This window comes from Rhizobium indicum, assembly GCF_005862305.2.
Taxonomy (GTDB): Bacteria; Pseudomonadota; Alphaproteobacteria; order Rhizobiales; family Rhizobiaceae; genus Rhizobium; species Rhizobium indicum.
The window spans coordinates 4650286-4671998 of the sequence record NZ_CP054021.1; the positions used below are offsets into that span (position 1 = coordinate 4650286).

General features: G+C 62.2%; 23 protein-coding genes and 1 riboswitch. Of the genes, 13 read left to right on the forward strand and 10 right to left on the reverse strand.

Translation table 11 applies throughout. The features are described from left to right. Positions 1-24: 24 nt before the first annotated feature. The 3 genes from FFM53_RS22640 to FFM53_RS22650 form a co-directional block, all read right to left on the reverse strand. Positions 25-1011: an aldo/keto reductase gene (locus FFM53_RS22640; RefSeq protein ID WP_138387302.1), complete on the reverse strand. Its 987-nt coding sequence runs from the start codon at positions 1009-1011 to the stop codon at positions 25-27. 189 nt (positions 1012-1200) lie between these two features. Continuing rightward, on the reverse strand, positions 1201-1737 hold the full coding sequence (locus FFM53_RS22645) for an ATP-binding protein (protein WP_138387303.1): 537 nt from the start codon (positions 1735-1737) through the stop codon (positions 1201-1203). A gap of 107 nt (positions 1738-1844) precedes the next feature. After that, a complete protein-coding gene (locus tag FFM53_RS22650) occupies positions 1845-3857 on the reverse strand; it encodes a BTAD domain-containing putative transcriptional regulator (protein ID WP_138387304.1) in 2013 nt (670 codons plus the stop codon). A gap of 176 nt (positions 3858-4033) precedes the next feature. Between FFM53_RS22650 and FFM53_RS22655 the strand changes: the two genes are divergently transcribed. The 3 genes from FFM53_RS22655 (at position 4034) to FFM53_RS22665 (ending at position 5448) form a co-directional block, all read left to right on the forward strand. Then, entirely contained in the window at positions 4034-4276 is a 243-nt protein-coding gene (locus FFM53_RS22655) for a YjiS-like domain-containing protein (protein ID WP_138387305.1), read from the forward strand. Positions 4277-4541: 265 nt separating this feature from the next. After that, complete coding sequence (locus FFM53_RS22660) at positions 4542-4922, forward strand: VOC family protein (protein ID WP_138387307.1); 381 nt, start codon at positions 4542-4544, stop codon at positions 4920-4922. A gap of 43 nt (positions 4923-4965) precedes the next feature. Further along, positions 4966-5448 carry a cupin domain-containing protein gene (locus FFM53_RS22665; protein WP_173883645.1) on the forward strand — a complete coding sequence of 161 codons (483 nt, stop codon included), beginning with the start codon at positions 4966-4968 and terminating at the stop codon, positions 5446-5448. Positions 5449-5555: 107 nt separating this feature from the next. Here the strand turns inward: FFM53_RS22665 and FFM53_RS22670 are convergent, their stop codons facing one another. The 3 genes from FFM53_RS22670 to FFM53_RS22680 all read right to left on the reverse strand — a co-directional run bounded on the left by FFM53_RS22670 (position 5556) and on the right by FFM53_RS22680 (position 8492). Then, on the reverse strand, positions 5556-5900 hold the full coding sequence (locus FFM53_RS22670; RefSeq protein WP_138387308.1) for a response regulator: 345 nt from the start codon (positions 5898-5900) through the stop codon (positions 5556-5558). Position 5901: 1 nt separating this feature from the next. Further along, on the reverse strand, positions 5902-7371 hold the full coding sequence (locus tag FFM53_RS22675) for a sensor histidine kinase (protein WP_138387309.1): 1470 nt from the start codon (positions 7369-7371) through the stop codon (positions 5902-5904). A gap of 125 nt (positions 7372-7496) precedes the next feature. Beyond that, on the reverse strand, positions 7497-8492 hold the full coding sequence (locus FFM53_RS22680; RefSeq protein ID WP_138387502.1) for an AraC family transcriptional regulator: 996 nt from the start codon (positions 8490-8492) through the stop codon (positions 7497-7499). Positions 8493-8580: 88 nt separating this feature from the next. Between FFM53_RS22680 and FFM53_RS22685 the strand changes: the two genes are divergently transcribed. Both FFM53_RS22685 and blh read left to right on the forward strand, forming a co-directional pair. Beyond that, the gene (locus tag FFM53_RS22685; RefSeq protein ID WP_138387310.1) at positions 8581-8949 is read left to right on the forward strand and encodes a DsrE family protein; all 369 of its coding nucleotides are present in this window, start codon (positions 8581-8583) and stop codon (positions 8947-8949) included. 182 nt (positions 8950-9131) lie between these two features. After that, complete coding sequence (gene blh, locus FFM53_RS22690; RefSeq protein WP_138387311.1) at positions 9132-10412, forward strand: bifunctional sulfur transferase/dioxygenase Blh; 1281 nt, start codon at positions 9132-9134, stop codon at positions 10410-10412. Positions 10413-10478: 66 nt separating this feature from the next. Here the strand turns inward: blh and FFM53_RS22695 are convergent, their stop codons facing one another. The 3 genes from FFM53_RS22695 to FFM53_RS22705 form a co-directional block, all read right to left on the reverse strand. Further along, positions 10479-11081, reverse strand: a complete 603-nt coding sequence (locus FFM53_RS22695; protein ID WP_138387312.1) for a tetratricopeptide repeat protein — start codon at positions 11079-11081, stop codon at positions 10479-10481. A 90-nt stretch (positions 11082-11171) separates the two neighbouring features. Next, a complete protein-coding gene (locus tag FFM53_RS22700; RefSeq protein WP_138387313.1) occupies positions 11172-11720 on the reverse strand; it encodes a hypothetical protein in 549 nt (182 codons plus the stop codon). Beyond that, entirely contained in the window at positions 11717-12283 is a 567-nt protein-coding gene (locus FFM53_RS22705; RefSeq protein WP_171598294.1) for a TetR/AcrR family transcriptional regulator, read from the reverse strand. The genes FFM53_RS22700 and FFM53_RS22705 overlap by 4 nt, the downstream gene beginning before the upstream one ends. A 212-nt stretch (positions 12284-12495) precedes the next feature. Further along, positions 12496-12751, forward strand: a riboswitch (cobalamin riboswitch). A gap of 177 nt (positions 12752-12928) precedes the next feature. Here FFM53_RS22705 and FFM53_RS22710 point away from each other — a divergent pair. The 3 genes from FFM53_RS22710 to FFM53_RS22720 are packed head-to-tail and all read left to right on the forward strand — an operon-like array spanning position 12929 to position 15743. Beyond that, complete coding sequence (locus FFM53_RS22710) at positions 12929-13945, forward strand: ABC transporter substrate-binding protein (protein WP_138387315.1); 1017 nt, start codon at positions 12929-12931, stop codon at positions 13943-13945. Next, entirely contained in the window at positions 13942-14982 is a 1041-nt protein-coding gene (locus FFM53_RS22715) for a FecCD family ABC transporter permease (protein WP_138387316.1), read from the forward strand. The genes FFM53_RS22710 and FFM53_RS22715 overlap by 4 nt, the downstream gene beginning before the upstream one ends. After that, positions 14979-15743: an ABC transporter ATP-binding protein gene (locus tag FFM53_RS22720; protein WP_017988788.1), complete on the forward strand. Its 765-nt coding sequence runs from the start codon at positions 14979-14981 to the stop codon at positions 15741-15743. The genes FFM53_RS22715 and FFM53_RS22720 overlap by 4 nt, the downstream gene beginning before the upstream one ends. A 186-nt stretch (positions 15744-15929) precedes the next feature. Here the strand turns inward: FFM53_RS22720 and FFM53_RS22725 are convergent, their stop codons facing one another. Then, a complete protein-coding gene (locus tag FFM53_RS22725) occupies positions 15930-16421 on the reverse strand; it encodes an HIT family protein (protein WP_138387318.1) in 492 nt (163 codons plus the stop codon). A 178-nt stretch (positions 16422-16599) separates the two neighbouring features. On the opposite strand from FFM53_RS22725, the gene FFM53_RS22730 reads away from it, so the two are divergent. The 5 genes from FFM53_RS22730 to FFM53_RS22750 all read left to right on the forward strand — a co-directional run bounded on the left by FFM53_RS22730 (position 16600) and on the right by FFM53_RS22750 (position 21709). After that, complete coding sequence (locus tag FFM53_RS22730; protein ID WP_138387319.1) at positions 16600-17523, forward strand: MYG1 family protein; 924 nt, start codon at positions 16600-16602, stop codon at positions 17521-17523. 272 nt (positions 17524-17795) lie between these two features. Next, complete coding sequence (locus FFM53_RS22735; protein ID WP_003540937.1) at positions 17796-18185, forward strand: c-type cytochrome; 390 nt, start codon at positions 17796-17798, stop codon at positions 18183-18185. Between the two features lie 165 nt (positions 18186-18350). Next, positions 18351-19169: a cytochrome c oxidase subunit II gene (locus FFM53_RS22740; protein ID WP_138334793.1), complete on the forward strand. Its 819-nt coding sequence runs from the start codon at positions 18351-18353 to the stop codon at positions 19167-19169. 45 nt (positions 19170-19214) lie between these two features. Further along, complete coding sequence (locus tag FFM53_RS22745; protein WP_138387320.1) at positions 19215-20993, forward strand: cytochrome c oxidase subunit I; 1779 nt, start codon at positions 19215-19217, stop codon at positions 20991-20993. Continuing rightward, positions 20990-21709 carry a cytochrome c oxidase subunit 3 gene (locus tag FFM53_RS22750; RefSeq protein ID WP_138387321.1) on the forward strand — a complete coding sequence of 240 codons (720 nt, stop codon included), beginning with the start codon at positions 20990-20992 and terminating at the stop codon, positions 21707-21709. Before FFM53_RS22745 ends, FFM53_RS22750 begins: the two co-directional genes overlap by 4 nt. Positions 21710-21713 lie beyond the last annotated feature (4 nt).

Here is a 21713-nt window from a genome sequence, read left to right on the forward strand (position 1 = left end):
GGGCCAACGGGCATGGCCTTCGACTCACCGCGTGACGCGGGCAGCCGACGTTGCGGAGTAGCGGTCGCCGTGGATCTCGATGCCTGAGAAGACCGCGTCGATCTCGGCCAGTTCCTCCGATGTGAAGACGATGTCGGCGGCGGCGATATTCTCTTCCAATCGGTGCAGCTTGGTGGTGCCGGGAATGGGGACGATCCAGGGTTTGCGGGCCATCAGCCAGGCGATGGCGATCTGGGCCGCGGTGGCGTTTCTGCGAGCGGCGATTGCCTCGATCGCATGGACCACCGGCTGGTTTGCCTTGCGGTTTTCGGCCGAGAGGCGCGGATTGGTCTTGCGGTGGTCGTTGCCGCCTTCGAAACTGGTGTTCTCGTCCATCGTGCCGGTGAGGAAGCCGCGGCCGAGCGGGCTATAGGGCACGAAGCCGATCCCGAGTTCCTCGACGACGGGCAGGATCTCCGCTTCCGGGTTGCGCCACCAGAGCGAATATTCGCTTTGCAGGACGGTGACCGGCTGCACGGCATGGGCGCGGCGAATGGCATCGGCGCCGGCTTCGGACAGGCCAAAATGCAGCACTTTGCCAGCGCCGATCAGATCCTTGACCGTGCCTGCCACCTCTTCGATCGGTATGTCGGGGTCGACCCGATGCTGGTAGAAGATATCGATGCGATCGGTGCGAAGCCGCTGGAGGGCTTCGTCGACGACCACGCGGATGCGTTCGGTCCGGCTATCCAGGCCGACTTCCGGCCGGCCATCCTTGAAGCCGAATTTCGTCGCGATCACCACCTCATCACGGATCGGCGCCAGCGCCTCGCCGACGAGTTCCTCGTTGGTGAACGGCCCGTAGGCTTCGGCAGTGTCGAAGAAGGTGACACCCTGCCCATGCGCCGCCCGCAGGAGCGCAATGGCATCGCCTCGCTCCATCGCCGGCCCGCGATGGTAATTCAGCCCCATGCAGCCGAAGCCGATCGCCGATACGTCAGGGCCTCTTTGGCCGAGCTTACGCTTGATCATTTCAAGTCCTCCTTCCCAGGTTTGATCCCAAGATAGGGCAAAGTCCGGAGGCGATTAGCCGGGGATATCGGCATGAACTTATGAGGTCCGCTCATGAATTTCCCGGCTCGCTCGGAGAGGACGAACCGGGATCGGGTAAGAGAATCCCGGCAGTGTCTGCCGCTTGCGCCAAAAGCCGAGGGGCTGGCGTTATGACGCCAGGCGAAACGTGCCGCTGCTCATAGCCTCGATCACCGTGCGCAGCGTATCCTCCCTGTCGTGCCCCTCCGTCGAGACGACATGTTGTTCGAACGGGCCAAGTGACGAGAATTGCTGATAGAGCGCCGCAATAGGGCCGGGATCGGTCAGCGTGTCGCCGCCGCGCTCCCGGCAGCGCCGGATGGCGACATCGAGCGGCGGACGCAGAATCACGTAGTGGAGGGGTGCCGCGATTTTCCGGAACGGTTCCAGGAACCACGGCCCGACGATGCCGTCGACGACGACGAAGTAGCCGCCGCCGGCATAGCCTGTCGCCGCCTTGGTCAAGACATCGACGACGACGACATTCTGTTCATGCGCTTCCGGCAGATAGGGCGGGATCACGCCGTTCTTGATGAAGTGCCAGAAGTCGTCGCAATGAAGATGAACCTTCGGCGAGCCGGGCTCGCGGGCGAGCGCCTCGGCCGTCGTGGTTTTCCCGGAGCCCGGCGGCCCGGTGAGAATGAGAACTTCGCCCGTGTGATCCATCGCGCGGCATTTTCGCACGAAGCAGCATCGTTTCGCAATTAGCCGATAGGGGGTCGGCAATAGCCCGGCATGACCCCTTCGTTCGGAAGAAGCCGCTGAAGCGGCGGCTACTCCGGTAGTCCCGCCATCCTGAGAGCCTCGATATATCCATTGCGATCGTCCGGTCGCCGGAATGGTGGCAGCACGTCGGCGAGATTGGAAAGTCGGAGGGCTGGGTCCATCAGGCACAGGCGGGCGATCGTTTCCCGGGCTTGCGCAAGCCGCCCGGCCATGGCCTGGCTCGCCGCCATCACGCGCATCGCGCTCGGGTAGTTCAGCTGGTGGCGTAGCGATTTTCCTGCCCAGACGGCAGCATCGTCATAGTGGCCGGCGCAAAAATGCGCGAGACCGATGTTGAACTGCCAGGCAAACAGGCGCGGATCCAAAGGGCTGAGACGCATGGCGAGTGTTGCGTGTTCAATGGCCCTATCAGGCTCGCCCAGGCACGCCTTCACCCAACTGCTGACGCCGAGCGCAGCCGCCAGGTTCGGGTTGAGGAAGAGTGCGCGATCGATGCAGGCCGCACTGTCATCGAGGTCGCCGCCGACATAACCGATGACATATCCGCCGTAGGTGAGCGCAACCGCATCGTCCCAGCCGAGTTCGACCGCTCTCCTCGCCAGCCGGGTCGCTTCGGCAGTCTCGTCTGCGGGATTGAGCATCCAGCCATTGCTCTTTCGTGTGGCGTAGCAGCGTGCCGCCCGTGCATGCGCTACGGCGAATTCCGGGTCACGCTCGATTGCCTCCCTGAAAAGCCGCAGCGCCTCGTCGATGACCGATCGGTTGGTGACCGTCCGGTCGAAGGCCGCCAGGCCGCGGAGATAGTAGTCGTAGGCGTCGAGGTTCTCTGTCGGCTTGCGTTTGGCACGCTCGATCTCAGCCTCCTCCACTTTCGGCGTTATGGCGCCGACGATGCTCGAGGCGACCTGATCCTGGAGATCGAAGACATTCGCCAGGGTTCCGTCAAAACGATCGGCCCAAAGATGTGTACCGGTCGACGTATCGATGAGCTGCCCGGCAATGCGCAGGCGGTCACCCGTCCGGCGCACGCTTCCTTCGACCACATAGCGCACGTCCAGCTCGCGCCCGACCTGCTTTATGTCGACCGCCTGACCTTTGTAGGTGAAGCTCGAATTCCGGGCGATGACATAGAGGTGGCGGAATTGAGCAAGCGCGATGGTGATGTCCTCGACAATGCCGTCGGCGAAATACTCCTGCTCCGCGTCGCCGCTCAGATTCTGAAACGGCAACACGGCAACCGATGGCCGGTCGTGATGTTTCGCCGAGGCTGAGATGGCCTGCGGCTGCAGCGCGAGGTCGGGGCTCGGTGTGGTCCGCTGATGTTCAGATCCCTGGCGCGATTGCAGCGAAGCGGCCAGGGAAGAGGTCTCTGCCTCGGGTTCTGCCTGAAGATGCTTCTTCAAGAACGCCCGACAGGCCTCGAACTGGCGCAAGGCCGCGTTTTCGTGACCCCTGAGAGCGTGGATCCGCATCAGCGCCCGATGGGCTGCCTCCATGGTCGGGTCCACAGCCAGCAGCCTCTCCGCCAGCGCTTCGCAGGCCGATTCTTCCGCCGCGCCCGGCTCGGAGAGCGCGAGGCTCAACCGCTCCACCAGCTGCAGCGCCTTGCGTTGATATGTGCTCTGGTAAGGTCCAAACCACTCATCCAGCCCGTCCGGAATGGCCTCGCCTGCGAGCACCTCGCCACGGTAGAGATCGGCGGCGAAGGCGAGATCGGCGGTCCGACCTGCCTCCAGTTTACGGTCGAAGATCGAAATGTCGGTTTCATCAGGACCTGTTATCAGCGCGACGGTCTCCTGATCCCCGTCGATGTAGACGGCGGCATCCCCGCCAGCCGGGAACGATCGTCTGATATCGACCAGCGCCTGGCGCAGGCTGTTGCGGGCCTGCTCATTGCTTCGTCCCGGCCAAAAGGTCTCGGAAAGCAGTTCCCTGCGATAGCCGCGGCGGCCTGCGAGCACGAGGGCAGCAAAGAGAAGCGACGTCTTGCGCGTGGTGAAGCGAACCTGCCGATGCTCCGGCGAAGTCACTTCGAGGCCACCCAGCAACCTGATGCGCACAGATTGTCCCCCAGATTTCGACTGCCGCCGCAGAATAGCATCTCGGCAAAGAGATTTAACACCGATTTAGCGGCGGCTTGTCGAAGTTTTCCCGGCCGTTCACGCTGAGCCGAACAGCGCGAAAACACCCGCGTGGCAGGCTCCCACTTGCAAATCTCACAGATGGGAGACTGAAAATGGCTCACACGGAAACGCATGCCGGCATCAGCGCGCCGGAAAGACAGCTGTTCGGGTCCGAGCCGAACAGCTTGGCAACCATCGTCGCCGCCCTGAGGGCGTGGCGGCGGGCCGTCGTTAGACGGAAGGCACTGGCAGAGTTGACGCCCGATCAGCTGAGGGACATCGGGCAGCCTGGGGATAATCGACCCGTGCTTGAAATCAAAGCCGGTCTGATGACGAAGTTGATGTCGATGAGGTGATCACAAAAGCGACGGTGCGGACGTGGCTGCTGCTGGTCGACAAGGCGAGGATCCAAGGCGCAAGGCTCGCGCCAGATTCGATTGGCAGAAGGCAGTCATTGATTCCTCCCAGGACGTATTGCCGACCGCTTTTCAGCAAGCACAGCCCCGTCAATGATTGGCGGGGCTTTTTGCTGTCCGGCGGCGCCGATCGGTCTGGCCGCTGGAAAAACGCGGAAGGAATATCAATTATGATGGGACGCAGGAACGATAGGAACGGCACGGCATGATCGATCATATCACCATGGCAGTCAGTGACCTTGAGAAGAGCAAATTGTTCTACGAACGCGCTTTCGAACCCCTCGGTTATCGCCTCTCCTTCGGGAAGGAGGGCGTGTTCTGGGCCTTCGATGTCGGCGGCAGCCTGTTCGAGATCCAGCACACCGACGACAAGCCGCCTTTGACGCGTGTGCACGTTGCCTTCCGGGTGCAGAGCAGGGCGGAGGTCGAGGCGTTTTATCGGGCTGCGCTCGAAGCCGGCGCCCGGGACAACGGCTTGCCCGGCCCGCGGCCGGAATATGAAGAGAACTATTATGCCTGCTTCGTTCTCGATCCCGACGGATACAATATTGAAGCGATGCTCAACCAGCCGGCGCCGCATGGGTGAGGCGCAGGCTCCGCCCAAAGATTGCAATCGAGGGGAGGTGGATATGTCGAGTTTCAGGAATGCTGTCGTCTCTTTACCCGGCAAGGAGCGTGTGGCGAAGACGCCGTTTGGCGCGAGGATCGTCATCCATGCCACGGCCGCCGAGACCGGCGGCGCGTTCGGGATGTGGGAAACCTTCACGCCGCCCGGTCATGGTCCGGCCCCGCACACGCATACGCGGGAGATTGAAGTCTTTCGGGTCATCCGCGGTCTCTATCGATTCCAATGCGGCGACGAGGCGTTCGACGCGCCTGTGGGAACCGTCGTCGTTCTGCCGCCACATGTACCGCACAGCTGGCGAAACATAGGCGACGAACCCGGCCAGATGTTCGGCACAGTCACGCCAGGCGGCTGCGAGCAAATGTTCATCGATATCGAGGCTTTTGGTGCCGATACGCCTGAGAAAATCGCGGTGATCGAAGCGCGACTGGGGATCATCAACGACATCACGCTGGCCCTCGGATTGACAGGCCCGCAACCGCGCTGATCGATCATCTGGGTGTCGATCGGATCCAGTTCAGCCCTGCGCCATCGCCCGCCACAACACCTCTCATTCGGGCTGCTCTTGGGCTTGGGCGTCGGCCTTCTTGGGTCTCAGCCGACAGTTTCGATGACAGCGGCAAGATCGGCAGTTGTGAACGGCTTGGTCAGCACCGGTCGGCCGGCAAAGGCGGGATCGATACCCGCTGGCCCATATCCGGTTGCGAAGGCAAACGGGATACCGCGCTGCTGAAGGACTGTCGCCACCGGGAATGACTGATGCCCAGCCAGGTTCACATCGAGAATGACGAAATCAAGATTTCCATCGGCGGCAACCTCCAGCGCCGTGGGCAAACGCGCGGCTGTCGCGACAACCTCGTGACCGAGGTCGATGAGCATATCTTCGATCATCATGGCGATGGTCATTTCATCTTCAACGACAAGAACGCGCTTGGCCATGTCATTCGTTCCGAAGACGGTCTGCCGGAGCGTCGAGGCTGAAGGAAAAACCCGTTTCGGCAAACGAAATCTCCACATTGCCTCCCGTCTCCGCGGCGAGGCCGCGCTGTATGAGGACCGTGCCGAATCCCTTCCGCTTCGGCTGTTCGACAGGCGGTCCGCCATGTTCGTTCCAGTCTATGCGGTAGCGTTGCGTTCCGTCGATGATTTGGAGGGAACATTTGACGCTGACGGCGCCGCCGTCATTCGACCATGCGCCATGGCGCACAGCATTCGTGCCGAGTTCGTGAAAGGCCATGGTCAGGGCCAGCGCCGTCTTTGCGGAAACCCGGATTTCGTCTCCGGTCAACTCCCACCGCCCGCCGTCCGGCCGATGTGGAACGGTCGCCTGGTCGAGCGTCTGTTTCAAGGAGGCGCTGCTCCACAATTCGCCTGTCAACAGATCATTGGCACGGCCGAGCGACACCAGCCGCGCCGTGAAACTGTCCAGTGCACGAGGGATGTCTTCGGCATCCCGGAAGGTGCGGTACGCAAAAGCCTGCACCATCGCCAGATTGTTCTTTACGCGATGGTTGAGCTCATGAACGACAAGTTCCAACTGCTGCTGTTTGCGTCGCCGCTCGGTGATATCGGTCGCGGCCCCAAACCATTCGACGATGGCGCCTGCGTCGTTCAGGAGTGGAACAGCCCGTGACAGCACCCACCCGGTGCTGCCGTCGGCCCGCCGGACGCGATGCTCGCATTCGAAAACACCCTTACTTGATATGGCCTCGTCGATCACCGCCTGGATCGCGGGAATGTCCTCGGGAAATAAATAGGCCTCCTGCCACGCGACAGTCGGATCGGCCGTGTCGGCGAGAACGTTACGACCGTCGAGCTGCTGCATCTCCTTCCAGTCGGCACTCATACGATAGACGATGTCGGTCGTCGCGGTCGTGAACGCCCTGAACCTCTCTTCGCTCTCGCGCAGTCGGCGCTGGCCAAGGACGCTTTTCGTCGTTTCGACGACGATCGCGATGACGCCGGCGGGTTTGCCGCTTTCGTCGAGGACGGGCGAATAGTCGAGGTTCATCCAGGCGGGAGCCGGACTGCCATGGCGCAACAGCGTCAACTCCTGGTTCTCGTAGGCGAGCGTTTTCCCCGACAGTCCGACTTTCATCACATTGTCATTGAAATCGGCAATTTCGCTCCAGCCCTCGCGGACCTTGGAACCGAGAAGATCCGGATGGCGGCTGCCTGCGAAGACGGAGTAGGCGTCGTTGTAGATCATCACACCGTCTTCGCCCCAGAGAAGAACGATCGGCACGGGTGAAAGCAGGAGCATATTCGTGGCCGTCTTCAGACTTTGCGGCCAGAGGTCGAGAGGACCGAGCGGCGTCTTGCTCCAGTCGCGGGTCTGGATCAGCCGGCCAATTTCCCCGCCACCGACAGGAAAGCGAGTAGTAAGTGGCTTAGGGGATTCGGAATCCAAGGCTCGCTCCAGAATTTGATGGTTTTTCTAATTAGCGCATCCTTTGATTCTTTCCACCCATGGATGTTGCGGCTTCTTCCTACCAATCTCCCTTGAGCATTGGCGCTTATTGAGCCGATCATCCTCTACACCCGCGCCATCGCCCGCCAGGCGGCCGGTGGGGTGGCGAAGGCGCGGGAGAAGGCGCGGTTGAAGGCGGCTTCGGTGGCATAGCCGGCCTCGTAAGCGATCGCCGCGATCGGCTGGCCTGATGTGGCGAGTGCGACGCTTGCGAGGTAGAGCCGCCAGTCCCTGATATAGCGGATCGGTGATGTCGAGAGCATCGCCTGGAAGCGGTCGGCGAGGGCGCTGCGTGACTGGCCGGCGGCGGCGGCGAGGTCCTCCAGCGACCAGTCACGTTTGGGATCGTCGTGAATGAGGGAGAGGCAGCGCGACAGCGCCGGGTCGGCGAGCGCTGCCAGCCAGCCGACCGAGCGCGGCTCGGCCATCATGATCTGATGGCGCAGAATCTCGATGAAGACGATTTCCGTCAGCCGCGGCAGCATCGAGACGCCGCCGGCGCGCGGCCTGTCGACCTCCTCGACCATCTGGCGGATGGTGGCGCGCAGCCAGTCGCCGTCATTGGCGGCTCGTGTCCTGACATGGATCAGCTTGGGCAGCGCTTGACGCAGCGGCGCAAAGCTCAACCCGTCCCATTGCAGATAGCCGCAGAGCAGCCGCACCCCTTGAGCCGCCTCACCATAGCGCAGCACGGGAATCTCACGCCATGGCTTCTGCGGAAGGTCGCGGGTTGGCAGGACCAGCGTGCCGTCTCTGCCCGCGCCGAGCTGATGGCCGGTGCCGAAGGGGAAGACCAGTACGTCGCCGGCCTCCAGCTCGGTCTCTTCGCCTTCCGTTTTCAACCAGCAGCGGCCCTCCACGACGATGTGAAACGGCATCGTGCCCGAAGCCTTGGCCGAAAGATTTGCCAGCGACGGCGCGGCATCGGTCTGCCAGTCGCCCGTCGGCATGAAGCAGAACTGCAGCGATCCCGAAAGGCGGATCGTCGACAGCAGCGCCGACAGCACGTCGTCGCGCGCAACACCCGCAGCGTCTGGATTTTCGGACAAGGCTTCACGCATTCCGGCCAAATACGCGCGCCGCGCACCCTCCTATGGTGTTCCCGCTCGCTCGTAGTGAGCGTTCACGTCAACTCACTGGGAGAATACTATGCAAACTCAAAGCGACAAACTGGTCGTGCTTGTTACCAAGGGCATCGAATCCGAACTGTCCTCCGTCGCCTTCACCATTGCCAATGGCGGCATCACCGCCGGGCTGAAGGTTTCTGTGTTCCTCACCAGCACCGGGATCGACCTGGTGCGCAAGGGCGGCCAGCGCATGACGCATGTGCCGCCGCTCGATCCGCTGTCGAGCCTGATCGAGAATTTCCAGCAGCGCGGCGGCACGATCTGGGCCTGCCCGCCCTGCGTGACCTCTCGCGGTTACACGCAGGAGGACATGCTCGACGGCGTCGTCATCGTCGGCGCCAGCGCCATGCATGCCGAGATCAAGGAGGGTGCTGCAACGCTGTCGTTTTGACGATACACCGTCGGGATGGGCGGGAGTTCGGGCGGCGTCTCCCGCCGGCGTCGTCAGGCTTTGCGGACCGGCGACAGGCGCGGAGGAATACCAAGCGCCTATTCTTGCGCTCGGCAATATACTTGTGAGATTGTATCGATATACATGCGATAATGCCCGACGAAGGCAGCGCGGGGACTTCGATGACATCCGTGAAGGTCAATGAGCTGATATCGGTGGCGGGGCAGCCCGATGCCGCAGGCTTTGCTGCCTTCGCGGCTCAAGGCTTTGCCGCCGTCATCAATGCCCGGCCTGACGGCGAGGAGCCGGAGCAGCCGGGCAATACGGTGGAAAAGGCTTCCGCCTCCGCGGTCGGGCTTTCCTACAGTTTCGTGCCGGTGAAGGGGACCGAGATCACCGAAGCCGATATCCGCGCCTTCCAGGCGGCGATGGCGCAAGCGAAGGGGCCGGTTGTCGCCCATTGCAAGAGCGGCACGCGGGCGCTGATGCTCTATGTGCTGGGCGAGGTGCTGGATGGGCGGATGAAGCCCGGGGATGTCGAAGCCTTCGGTCAAAACCTCGGTTTCGATCTTGCCGGCGCGCGCCGCTTTCTCGAGAAGCGGGCAGGGCAGGTGCCTCATGTGAAGGCCTTCTTCGAGCCCCGCACCTGCAGTGTGCAATATGTCGTTTCCGACCCGGCGACGAGACGCTGTGCCATCATCGACCCGGTGTTCGATTTCGACGAGATGTCGGGGGCGACGGGAACGGCCAATGCCGACGCCATCCTCGCTCATATCGAAAGTGAAGGGCTGACAGTCGAATGGATCCTCGACACGCATCCGCATGCCGATCATTTCTCCGCCGCGCATTATCTGCATGAGAAGACCGGCGCGCCGACGGCGATCGGCGCCCATGTCACCGACGTGCAGAAGCTCTGGAAGGAGATCTACAACTGGCCGGCCCTTAAAACCGACGGTTCGCAATGGGACCGGCTGTTTGCCGATGGCGACACGTTCGAGATCGGTGCGCTTAAAGTCCGCGTGATGTTTTCGCCCGGGCACACACTCGCCTCGATCACCTATGTGATCGGTGACGCCGCCTTCGTGCACGATACGGTGTTCACGCCGGATTCCGGCACGGCGCGTACGGATTTCCCCGGCGGCAGTGCGAGCGCCCTCTGGCACTCGATCCAGGCCATCCTGTCGCTGCCCGAGGAAACCCGGCTCTTTTCCGGCCACGATTATCAGCCCGGCGGCCGGCACCCGCGCTGGGAAAGCACGGTGGCGGCGCAGAAGCGCTCCAATCCGCATATTGCAGGCATCGACGAGGCCGGTTTCGTGGCGCTGCGCCAGGCACGCGACCGCACGCTGCCGAAGCCGAAGCTGATGCTGCACGCGCTGCAGGTGAATATCCGCGGCGGACGGCTGCCCGAGCCGGAGGGGAATGGCCGGCGGTATCTGAAGATACCGCTGGATGCTTTGTGAGAGCGGGGGATAGTTGGCCGGTGACGACGTCTGGACGCTGCGCCGCCCGGGAAAAAGAGCTGGGTATCAGGAGCGACCTTTGCCATCGAGCAATTCTGACACCGGTAGCGGCAGGTCTGGATGTGCACGGCATAATCCGAGTAGATCTTCCCTTGCATCCGGGTAATCCTGAAGTGCAGCACGACGGTACCATTTGAATGCTTCTGTCAGATCGATCTCGCAGCCCACGCCGTGCTCTTTCAACTGGGCTAGCCTGTACTGTGCACCAGCATGATCCTGATCTGCGGCTTGGCTGTACCATCTGACAGCGTCTGCTGCATCGATATCGCAACCGTCGCCGTCTTCTCTCATCAAGCCCAGCAAATATCGCGCGTCGGCGTGGCCTTGATTGGCGGCTTTCTCAAGCCACTCGCAGCCTTCGGGCGCGCTCTGTGCAACTCCGTCCCCCATGAGATAGAGGCCCGCCAGGAGGAATTGCGCGTCGGCATGACCTTGTTCGGCGGCTTTCTGAAGCCATCCCGCGCCTTCTGTTTTATCGCGGGTGACACCTTCACCTCGTGCGGTGATGTGGCCCAATTCAAATTGTGCTTGCGCATCGCCTTGCTCGGCTGCTTGGCGAATCGCGTCTATCCTGGCGGCGGCGAGATCGGTGCTATCCGGATTGCTCATTGCTACATCAAACCTCGTTGAAATCGGTGGCGCCAAAACTATGTCGGGGCCTGCCTTCCGCAATCCGTCGTGACGCAGGTCCGGCAACGACTACGCCTGCGGATGTCCCAGCGCTTTTTCCAGCACGCCAGGCGGCAGCTTCTGCGCGAGGGCATCGCCAAGCTTTGCCTCGAGGTCCCGCAATTTGCCGTCGAGGGAGGGAAGGCCCGCGGGGCCGAAGGCTTCGATGTAACGATCGGCTTCACCCTTTGCCAGGAATTCGACCAGGACGTTGTCCTCGACCCAGAGCTTGACGATCCGGAAGAGGCCGGTTTCCACCTGCTCGGCGCACCAGCCTTCGCGGGCGGCGGCAGTCTCGATCGACGCGGCGTCTACCGCGGCGCTGACCAGCACGTGGGCGGTGACCGGCTCGAAGGTCGCCGGGCGCTGGCGGATGCCGAGCGGTGCGTCCGGATCGAAGACCGCGGTTGCGGGCAGGATTTCGAGGAAGGAGCCTTGCGTATCGCCCGATACGACGAGCCAGGCGTCATGGGGAAAGGGCGGGGTCGGCGCCCGCAGCGCGGTCGCCTCCATGAGCTCCGCCAGCACCCGGGCGACGCGACCGGGATCGCGCACGCCGAACGACATGTGATGAATCATCGCGCGTCTCCTTCCATTGTTGCCGGCTGGCGGGCCTCGGTCCCGCGGGAACGCCGGCGTGCATCGTCGATCAGGGCCTGCACGGCCCATTGCGCGGCCTTCGCGGCTTCAGCGCCCGACAGGCTCCAGTTATCTTTCATGCTCTCCCATCCCGAAGCAGAGCAGAGCGCTGTCACAGCGGCGAGCAGATGCCGGGCATCTTCTGCGGGAATCGTCCCGGTGACATCGCGCAGCGCGATCGAAAACTTCTCGCGCCGCGCCTCGGCATGGGCGAGCCTCACCGCGCGACCATGAGGATTGTGCAGCATCGCTCTCACCAGCGGCTCGTCGCGGTCGAAGGCAGAAAAGAGCTCGGGAATATGCGCCACTACTTGCTCAGGCGAAGCCGGCAGCGCCGGCACGGCGATCAGCGCATTCACCCAGTGCCAGAACGCGGCGAGCAGTGTCTCCTTGTTGGCGAAATAGCGATAAAGCGTGCGCTGCGGCACGCCGGACTGGCGGGCGACGAGATCGAAGGTGACCTCGTCGCTACCGGCGCGCAACAGGGCGGCAAGACCTTCCATGATGCGGTCCTGCGTGATGGTCGCCAACTCTTCGCGGGCCGTGGGTCGAGGCGGTGTCACTTTATTCATGGCAGTATTAATGCCATAATGGCAGCATTGCTGTCAAACGTCTTCTGGCAACCGGCGGTTTGCGCGGTGAGACGGCATGAAGCGCATTTGTCGGTGAGGCGGCATGACACGCGGGAATAGTTATTGACGCCGGGCGGGCCGGCGACGTAACTGGGTGCGACGGTTCCCTGAAGATGACTCCAAGGGGATTAATAGGGAACACGGTGAGGATGACCCAGTAGGGACCGAGACCGTGGCTGCCCCCGCAACTGTAAGCGGATTGTCGATCATCTCAGGAGTGGCCAGCGACTGGCCATCTCTGAAGGGCTCATGGCCCTGCCACTGCGAGATATCGCGGGAAGGAGGATGAAACGACGGATATCCGCAAGCCAGGAGACCTGCCGTCAATCACGATCCAATCAACCGGGCGGGGATGCCCGGACAAGGAACAGATATGATTGACCTGCTGAACCTTCGCCGAATTCCGGCATGCATCCGTCTCGATTGGGCCTCCTGCGGCTAGTGCACGCCTAAGCGTGCTTTCGGTCCGCGCATATGCGCGGAACGGCCGTGATTTTCCCTTCATCGAGGTTTTCCATGCGCCAGATTCTCGCCACCATGACATTTGCCTTCGGGCTCGCCGGCTTTGCGGCACCAAGCCTTGCCGCGACCCGATATCCCTTGACCATCACCAATTGCGGCCAGCAGGTGACCTTCGAAAAGGCGCCATCCAAAGTCGTTTCGATCGGTCAGGGCATGACCGAAGTGCTCTTCTCGCTCGGCCTTGCCGACAAGATCGCCGGAACGGCCGTCTGGGTCGGTCCCGTCCTGCCGCAATATGCCGAGGCCAACAGCAAGATAAAGCGGCTTGCCGACAACGACCCGAGCTTCGAATCCGTCGTCGGGCAGGAGCCCGACCTGGTGACGGCCGAGTTCGAATGGCATGTCGGCGCGCAGGGCTCGGTCGGCAAGCGGGAGCAATTCAAGGATCTCGGGATCAATACCTATCTCGCGCCGGCCGATTGCGTCGCCAAGGTCAACACTGATGGCGGCGACGGCGTGCGCAAGGAGCTGTTCACGATGGACCTGATCTACCGGGAAATCGCCGAGCTCTCGGAGATCTTCGACGTCAAGGAGCGCGGCGATGCGCTGATTTCCAAGCTGAAGAAGCGCGAGTCGGATGCCGTCGCCTCGATATCAGGCGCGTCGGGCAAGAACCTGCCCGTCGTCTTCTGGTTCTCCAGCAAGGAGGTCAATGGCGACGCCTTCATCGCCGGCAAGAACAGCGCGCCCGCCTATATTCTGAAGACGATCGGTGCGAAGAACGTCGTCACCACGGAAGAGGAATGGCCGCTGGTCGGTTGGGAAACCATCGCCCAGGCTAACCCTGCCGTCATCGTGCTCGCGACCATGGACCGCCGCCGTTACGCCGCTGACGATCCCAAGGTCAAGGTCGATTTCCTCGAGAACGATCCTGTGACCAAGGAGCTGGACGCGGTCAAAAACAAGCACTTCGTGATGATGGACGCGCAGTCGATGAACCCGACGATCCGCACGATCGACGGTATCGAGACATTGGCGAACGGCATCAAGTCCTTCGGCCTGGCGCAGTGAAGGCAGTGTCGGTCAGGCAACAGGGATGGTGGGCGCTTGCCGCGCTCACCACGGCGGCACTTCTCCTGCTCGGGCTGATGGTCAGTCTTGCCGTTTCGATCGGCGAGATCGCGATCCCGCTTGCGACGACGGCGGAGGCGATTTCGAACCGTCTGTTCGGAACGGATTTCGAGCTCAGCCGCATCCACCAGGGCATCGTCTGGGATTATCGTCTGAGCCGCGCGCTCGTCGCGGCCAGCGCCGGCGCGTCGCTCTCGCTTTCGGGCGCGATCCTGCAGGCGCTGCTGCGCAATCCGCTGGCCGAACCCTACGTGCTCGGCATCTCCGCCGGTGCCTCGACGGGGGCCGTCTGCGTGATGATCCTCGGTTTCGGCTACGGTGTTCTCGGCCTGTCGAGCGGCGCCTTCATCGGTGCGGTCATTGCCTTTTTGCTGGTCGGCATCCTGGCGACGGGTGCGGGGGGAACCGGTGAGCGCATCATCCTGTGCGGCGTCGCCGGTTCGCAGCTCTTCAATGCACTAACCTCCTACATCGTGACGACATCGGCGAATGCCGAGCAGGCGCGCGGCATCCTGTTCTGGCTGCTGGGTTCGCTCAGCGGCGTGCGCTGGCCCGATGTCTATCTGTCGGTGCCAATCGCGCTTGCCGGCTTCGTCATCTGCATGGCCCATGTGCGGGCGCTCGACGCCTTCGCCTTCGGCACGGATGCCGCCGCCTCGCTCGGCATTGCCGTACGCCGCGTCCAGATCGTGCTGTTCGCCATGACGGCGGCGATGACGGCAAGCGTCGTCAGCATGGTGGGTTCGATCGGCTTCGTCGGCCTCGTCATCCCCCATGCCGCCCGCTTCCTCGTCGGGCCGGCGCATAGGCGGCTGCTGCCGGCAACGGCGCTCGGCGGCGCGATCTACATGGTCGGAGCCGATATCATTTCGCGCATCATCATCCCGCAGCAGATCCTGCCGATCGGGGTCGTCACCGCGCTCTTCGGCGCACCGGCCTTCGCCGTCATCCTCTATCGTGTGCGGGGGAAGGCATGAGCATCAGCATCGACGAGGTGAGCTTTGCCGCCGGTAATATCGTCATCGTCAACGGCGTCAGCCTGACGGTGGAAAAGGGCAAGGTGCTCGGTCTGCTCGGGCCGAACGGTTCCGGCAAGTCGAGCCTTCTCAGATTGATCTGCCGGCTGCGCAGGGTTCGCAGCGGCATCATCCGGCTGGGTGACGACGACATTTCCTCGCTGCCGCGCGCAGCCCTTGCGCGTCGCGTCGCCTTTGTCGAGCAGCAGTCGACGACCGATACGCAATTGACTGTGCGCGACGTGGTGCGGCTCGGCCGCACGCCGCATCGCGGGCTGTTGTCGTCCTGGGGTGCCGGAGACGACGCCGCCGTCGACGAGGCCCTGTCGCGGGTGGGTATGCAGGAGAGGGCGGGCCAGCTCTGGCAGACGCTGTCGGGCGGCGAGCGCCAGCGCGTCCATATTGCCAGATCGCTGGCGCAGGCGCCGAGCGAACTGCTGCTCGACGAGCCGACCAACCATCTCGATATCCAGCATCAGCTCGACATTCTCTCGCTGATCTCGAAGCTCGGCATCACCTGCATCGTCGCGCTGCACGATCTCAATCTGGCGGCGATGTTCTGCGACAGGCTGGCGGTGCTTCAGAAAGGCGAGATCGTCGCCTCCGGCGCGCCGGAGGAGGTGCTGACCGAGGATATGATCGGCCGGGTCTTCGGCGTTCGCGCCCATGTCCAGAAATCGGCCGTGCATGGCCGGCATCATATCCAATACGTCATGGATTGACGGATGGCCGGGAATTTCGATCTCAAGGAGGGGATCCGGGATTGTTGGTCGAGACGGTCGGAGACCTTCGACCTCGCTTTCGGCCACAGGATCGCCAGCGGTCACAAGGCCGGCGCTGTCTCTTCATGCATGCCGTCCTGCCAAAACCGCTGGGCATTTTCCGGCGACATGCATGAGTACAAAGATCTAAAGCGGCGGAAACCGCATTGCCTCCCGCAGCAACTTAATAGCCTCTGAGACAGAAGGCCCTCTGATCGGCGGCGGCTCTGCGCGTTCACAGAACTCTCGCCAGACAAACAGCGTCAGTTCTGCGCCATCCGTTGCAGTTTCCCCCGGTCCCTCTGCAAAATTCTCAAGCAGGCGATATCGAGCGTCCTTCCAGAACAACGCCTCCACCCATTCATATATCGGGATCACATGGAAGTGGATCGGATAACCGGGCGTGTGTCCATACCGGCCGATATAGACGCGCTGAGCATTCAATTGCCGTTTCAGCGTACTCTGAGCCCTTGCGAGCAATGGGCCGAATTCGGCCAAAGCGTCTTCAGGCAGATCCGACAGATCGTTGGCGTCGGTCTTGGAACTGATCATGAGGTAACCGGGAAGGGCGGAGTTCATGCGGTGGTTCACAAGCCATCCGGCCGTCTCGACAACGTGAAAGCGCTGAGGGATCTCCACGGACTGCCTCTTACTCCTGATGCCCCGTCAGGGGACGCTGTAACACATTGGATTGCTGCATAATTTTATCCTTAAATCGACTGCAATTTAAGGTATGGGTTGAGATAGCAGCCGGCAACGGTTATCTCCAGCCGACCTGCAAGCGGATCGTCCGCGAACGACAAGGCGCATAGCTCCCATGATCCCCGATTTCCTCGTCACCCATTCCGGTGGCTTTCATGCCGACGAATTGCTGTCGAGCGTCATCCTGACCCGGCTTTTCCCGCAGGCTCGTATCGTTCGCAGCCGCGCGGCGGAGTGGATCACGCCGGGCGAAGACCGGATCATCTACGATGTCGGCGGAGCCTATGATCCCGCTGCCGGGATATTCGATCACCACCAGCGCGGCGCGCCGTTGCGCGACGATGGCCAGCCCTACAGCTCGTTCGGCCTGATCTGGAAGCATTACGGCCGTGATTATCTCGCAGCCTTCGGCCTTCCCGAAGCGCATGTCGAGGCGATGCATGGCTCTTTCGACGCCAGCTTCGTGCTGCCGGTCGATCTGACCGACAATGGCGCGCTCAGCCCATCCGGGCCGCTGGCCGCGCTGACGCTGCCGGCGCTGCTGGAAACCCTGAAACCGGTTTTCGACGAAGCAGACCCTGAGGCCGACGATCGCGCCTTCCACACGGCCCTTGCCATTGCCCGCAGTTTCGTCGAGGCCAGGATCGCTCAGAGTGCCGCAAAATTGCGGGCCGAGGCGATCGTGCATCGGGCAATCGAGGCTGCGGGGCAGGGGCGTGTTCTGGAATTGCCGAGGGGCATGCCCTTCCGTCCCGCTATCGTCAAGGCGGGCGCCGATCACCTGCTGTTCGTCGTCCACCCGCGCGAAAAGGATTGGTGCGTGACCGGCATCCGCCGCGCCGAGGACGGGTTCGAGCTCAGGGCCGACCTGCCGGCGGCCTGGGCCGGGCTCACCAATGGCGCATTGGAGGCGGTTTGCGGCATAGAGGGCGCAAGCTTCTGCCATAACGGCCGCTTCATCGCTGCCGCCAGGACCCGCGAAGCCGCTCTCGCCATGGCCGAGCTGGCGGTAAAGGAGGCGCTTTCGATCGGCACGTAGGTCAAATGGCGGCAGTTGAGGTGGCGCGGGGCCTGCATCATATCCATTACGCCGTGGATTGAAGGATAGCTGGCCGGATTTTCGATCTCAACGAGCTTATCCGCGTCTCGAGTCCCCTGGACATCAGATGGCGTTCAAGTGGCCCCAATTGTGGGGCCGATTGACTTGTTGCCGCGAAGGACTAAGCTTTATGCCATAACAACCACTACTCCCACGCGAGAGATTGCGGAGGGTGCAAGTGGCTGGCAACCTTGAGGAGGATGAGGTTTGCCATGGATTACCGTGTTGTTCTGCTGATCGCCACATCCGTGATTGCTCTTTCCCCTGCTGACGCCGGGGCGCAGGAGGGCGATGCGACGGCGGGTGCTGCCGTTTTTAAGAAATGCGTGACCTGTCATGTCGCCGATTCCGATACGAACAAGGTCGGCCCGTCGTTGAACGGGCTGTTCGGCCGGAAGGCCGGAACGCATCCCAATTACGCCTATTCGGCCGGGATGAAGGCGGCCGGCGAGGGCGGTCTCGTCTGGGACGAGACGGTGCTGCGCGACTATCTGCACAATCCGAAGGGGAAGGTGAAGGGTACGAAGATGGCCTTCGTCGGGGTGAAGGACGACCAGGAAATCACCAATCTCATCGCCTATCTCAAACAATATTCCAAGTGATGGGCAACATTCCCCGCGACGGGCAATACTCCAAATGGCGGCTCGCGGCCCGGGGCGCATGCCTAAATTGCCGTAATTGCCGATATTTTCTATCTGTGCGATAATAAACACGGACTTTTTGCGGAATGCGGTTTCACGGGTCGACCTGCTCGAGGAGGAGCGGACATGGCTGTCGTGCTGATCCTCGTCCTGATTGTCGTCGGCTCCGTGCTGTTCCATGTGCTGAGCCCGTGGTGGTGGACGCCGATCGCGTCCAACTGGACCTATATCGACACCACCCTCGTCATCACCTTCTGGATCACAGGCATCGTCTTCGTGGCGGTGGTTTTGTTCATGGCCTATTGCGTCTTCCGCTTCCGGCACAAGCCGGGCAACCGTGCACATTACGAGCCCGAGAACCGCAGGCTGGAATTGCTGCTGGGAGGGGGAACGGCGGTCGGCGTTGCGGCGATGCTGGCGCCCGGCCTGATCGTGTGGAACCAGTTCATCACAGTGCCTGCCGATGCCGCATCCGTCGAGGTCGTCAGCCAGCAGTGGCTGTGGAGTTTCCGGTTGCCCGGAGCCGACGGAAAGCTCGGCCGCGCCGAAACCGGCGACGTCACCCCCGAAAACCCGCTCGGCCTTGATAAAAACGACGCAAGCGGCCTTGACGACGTGATCATCGAGGGCGGCGAATTGCATCTGCCGATCGGCAAGCCGGTGCACATATTGCTGCGCTCGGTCGACGTGCTCCATGATTTCTACGTGCCGGAATTCCGCGCCAAGATGGACATGATACCCGGCATGATCACCTATTTCTGGTTCACGCCGACGCGGACAGGGACCTTCGACATCCTCTGCGCCGAACTCTGTGGCGTCGGCCATGGGCAAATGCGCGGCACCGTCGTTGTCGAGGAGGATGCGGATTACCAGACCTGGCTCGGGCAGCAGCAGACATTCACCCAGCTTACGGCGTCATCGGGAGAGATGCCGCCGGCAAACTGACCCCCAGCGGTCGCAGACCGCTGGGAGACGAAGGGGAGAGAGATCATGGTCGAGATTCCATCCGACAGCGCAGGCGCCGTCCCCTCTGCTGAAGTCGAGGATGTCGAACTCTATCATCCGAAAAGCTGGTGGACAAAATATGTGTTCAGCCAGGATGCCAAGATCATTGCCGTCCAATATTCGCTCACGGCGATCGCAATCGGCCTGGTGGCGCTGGTACTCTCCTGGCTGATGCGGATTCAGCTCGCCTTTCCCGGCTATTTCACCTTCATCGATGCCGATCATTATTATCAGTTCATCACCATGCACGGCATGATCATGGTGATCTATCTGCTGACCGCACTGTTCCTCGGCGGCTTCGGCAATTACCTCATTCCGCTGATGGTCGGCGCGCGCGATATGGTGTTTCCCTACGCCAACATGCTGAGCTATTGGATTTACCTGCTCGCAGTGCTGATCCTCGCTGCGGGCTTTTTCGCCCCCGGAGGCCCGACGGGGGCCGGCTGGACCCTCTATCCGCCACAGGCCGTTCTCTCCGGCACGCCTGGCGGCAAGGACTGGGGCATCCTGCTGATGCTCTCCTCGCTGATCGTCTTCATCATCGGCTTCACCATGGGTGGGCTGAACTATGTGGTGACTGTGCTGCAGGGGCGGGCGCGCGGCATGACACTGATGCGCATGCCGCTCACCGTCTGGGGCATCTTCACCGCGACCGTGATGGCGCTGCTCGCCTTTCCCGCGCTCTTCGTCGCCTGCGTCATGATGATGTTCGATCGCCTGCTCGGCACGAGCTTCTTCATGCCTGCCATCGTCGAAATGGGCACGCAGCTACAGCATGGCGGCGGCAGCCCGATCCTCTTCCAGCACCTCTTCTGGTTCTTCGGGCATCCGGAGGTCTATATCGTCGCGCTGCCTGCCTTCGGCATCGTTTCGGACCTGATCAGCACGCATGCGCGCAAGAACATCTTCGGCTACTGCATGATGGTCTGGGCGATCGTCATCATCGGCGCGCTCAGCTTTGTCGTCTGGGCGCATCACATGTATGTCAGCGGCATGAACCCGGCCTTCGGGTTCTTCTTCGCCACGACGACGCTGATCATTGCCGTCCCAACGGCGATCAAGGTCTACAACTGGGTGCTGACGCTGTGGCGCGGCGACATCCACCTGACCCTGCCGATGCTCTTTGCGCTCGCCTTCATCGTCACCTTCGTCAATGGCGGGCTGACGGGCCTGTTCCTCGGCAACGTCGTCGTCGACGTGCCGCTGTCGGACACGATGTTCGTCGTCGCGCATTTCCACATGGTCATGGGTGTGGCGCCGATCCTCGTCATCTTCGGGGCGATCTATCACTGGTATCCGAAGGTGACGGGACGCATGCTGAACGACGTGCTCGGCCATATCCACTTCTGGATCACCTTCCTCGGCACCTATGCGATCTTCTTTCCGATGCACTATCTCGGCCTGCTCGGCGTGCCGCGTCGCTATTTCGAGATGGGGGAGACGGCCTTCGTTCCGCCTTCGGCCCATACGCTGAATATCTTCATCACCGTCATGGCGCTGATCGTCGGGGCCGGACAGATGGTCTTCCTGTTCAATCTGGTCTGGAGCCTTTTCCGGGGCAGGGAGTCCGGCGGCAATCCATGGCGGGCAACGACGCTCGAATGGCAGACGCCGCAGACGCCGCCAGCCCACGGCAACTGGGGAAAGGATCTGCCTGTCGTCTACCGCTGGGCCTATGACTACAGCGTGCCCGGGGCGGCCGAGGACTTCATTCCGCAGACAGTGCCATCAGGCGGCGGCGTCACACGGGAGGTCCACGCATGAACGTCATGCTGATCTTCCTCGCCGCAGTCGCCGCCATTATCTTCTGGTGGCTTTCCGGGCAGCGGTTGACCTCGAAGCCCTGGCTCGAAACCGGGTCGGTGCAACTGCCGGGTCATGACGGTGCCGAGCGGCAAAGGCTGCCGGCGCCGGCGGTGAAAATCGGGCTCTTCGTGTTTCTCGGCGTCGTCGGCGCTGTCTTCAGCCTTGCTGTTAGCGCCTATTTCATGCGCATGGCGTCGACCGACTGGTGGGCGACGCCTGTTCCCCGGCTGCTCTGGGTGAACACTGCGGCACTGGCCTTAAGCAGCGCTGCCCTTCAATGGGCGAAAAGAGAAGCAGGTCATGGCCGCATGGAAGTGCTGCGACCGGCGCTTGCTGCAGGGCTTGCGCTTGCCATTTTCTTCCTCGTCGGACAAATCCAGGCATGGCGGGAGCTGACGGCGGCCGGGTACGTGCTGGCCGATAACCCTTCCAACAGCTTCTTCTACATGCTGACCGGGCTGCACGGCCTGCATATCCTCGGCGGGCTTGCCGTGCTCGCGCACACGACGGTCAGGGCCTTTTCAACGGCTGTGGCGACGGACAGGCTGCGCCTCAGCGTCGATCTTTCCGCCATCTACTCGCATTTCATGCTCGCCGTCTGGCTGTTGCTCTTCGCGCTCTTTGCCGGATGGGCGAATGATTTCGTCGATCTCTGCCGCACACTGCTCAGTTAGGAGA

Coding starts and splice junctions, on each gene's coding strand:
- FFM53_RS22640 (WP_138387302.1), bottom strand. CDS start 1,011: ATGATCAAGCGTAAGCTCGGCCAAAGAGGCCCTGACGTATCGGCGATC.
- FFM53_RS22645 (WP_138387303.1), bottom strand. CDS start 1,737: ATGGATCACACGGGCGAAGTTCTCATTCTCACCGGGCCGCCGGGCTCC.
- FFM53_RS22655 (WP_138387305.1), top strand. CDS start 4,034: ATGGCTCACACGGAAACGCATGCCGGCATCAGCGCGCCGGAAAGACAG.
- FFM53_RS22660 (WP_138387307.1), top strand. CDS start 4,542: ATGATCGATCATATCACCATGGCAGTCAGTGACCTTGAGAAGAGCAAA.
- FFM53_RS22665 (WP_173883645.1), top strand. CDS start 4,966: ATGTCGAGTTTCAGGAATGCTGTCGTCTCTTTACCCGGCAAGGAGCGT.
- FFM53_RS22670 (WP_138387308.1), bottom strand. CDS start 5,900: ATGGCCAAGCGCGTTCTTGTCGTTGAAGATGAAATGACCATCGCCATG.
- FFM53_RS22680 (WP_138387502.1), bottom strand. CDS start 8,492: ATGCGTGAAGCCTTGTCCGAAAATCCAGACGCTGCGGGTGTTGCGCGC.
- FFM53_RS22685 (WP_138387310.1), top strand. CDS start 8,581: ATGCAAACTCAAAGCGACAAACTGGTCGTGCTTGTTACCAAGGGCATC.
- blh (WP_138387311.1), top strand. CDS start 9,132: ATGACATCCGTGAAGGTCAATGAGCTGATATCGGTGGCGGGGCAGCCC.
- FFM53_RS22695 (WP_138387312.1), bottom strand. CDS start 11,081: ATGAGCAATCCGGATAGCACCGATCTCGCCGCCGCCAGGATAGACGCG.
- FFM53_RS22700 (WP_138387313.1), bottom strand. CDS start 11,720: ATGATTCATCACATGTCGTTCGGCGTGCGCGATCCCGGTCGCGTCGCC.
- FFM53_RS22705 (WP_171598294.1), bottom strand. CDS start 12,283: ATGGAAGGTCTTGCCGCCCTGTTGCGCGCCGGTAGCGACGAGGTCACC.
- FFM53_RS22710 (WP_138387315.1), top strand. CDS start 12,929: ATGCGCCAGATTCTCGCCACCATGACATTTGCCTTCGGGCTCGCCGGC.
- FFM53_RS22720 (WP_017988788.1), top strand. CDS start 14,979: ATGAGCATCAGCATCGACGAGGTGAGCTTTGCCGCCGGTAATATCGTC.
- FFM53_RS22730 (WP_138387319.1), top strand. CDS start 16,600: ATGATCCCCGATTTCCTCGTCACCCATTCCGGTGGCTTTCATGCCGAC.
- FFM53_RS22735 (WP_003540937.1), top strand. CDS start 17,796: ATGGATTACCGTGTTGTTCTGCTGATCGCCACATCCGTGATTGCTCTT.
- FFM53_RS22740 (WP_138334793.1), top strand. CDS start 18,351: ATGGCTGTCGTGCTGATCCTCGTCCTGATTGTCGTCGGCTCCGTGCTG.
- FFM53_RS22745 (WP_138387320.1), top strand. CDS start 19,215: ATGGTCGAGATTCCATCCGACAGCGCAGGCGCCGTCCCCTCTGCTGAA.
- FFM53_RS22750 (WP_138387321.1), top strand. CDS start 20,990: ATGAACGTCATGCTGATCTTCCTCGCCGCAGTCGCCGCCATTATCTTC.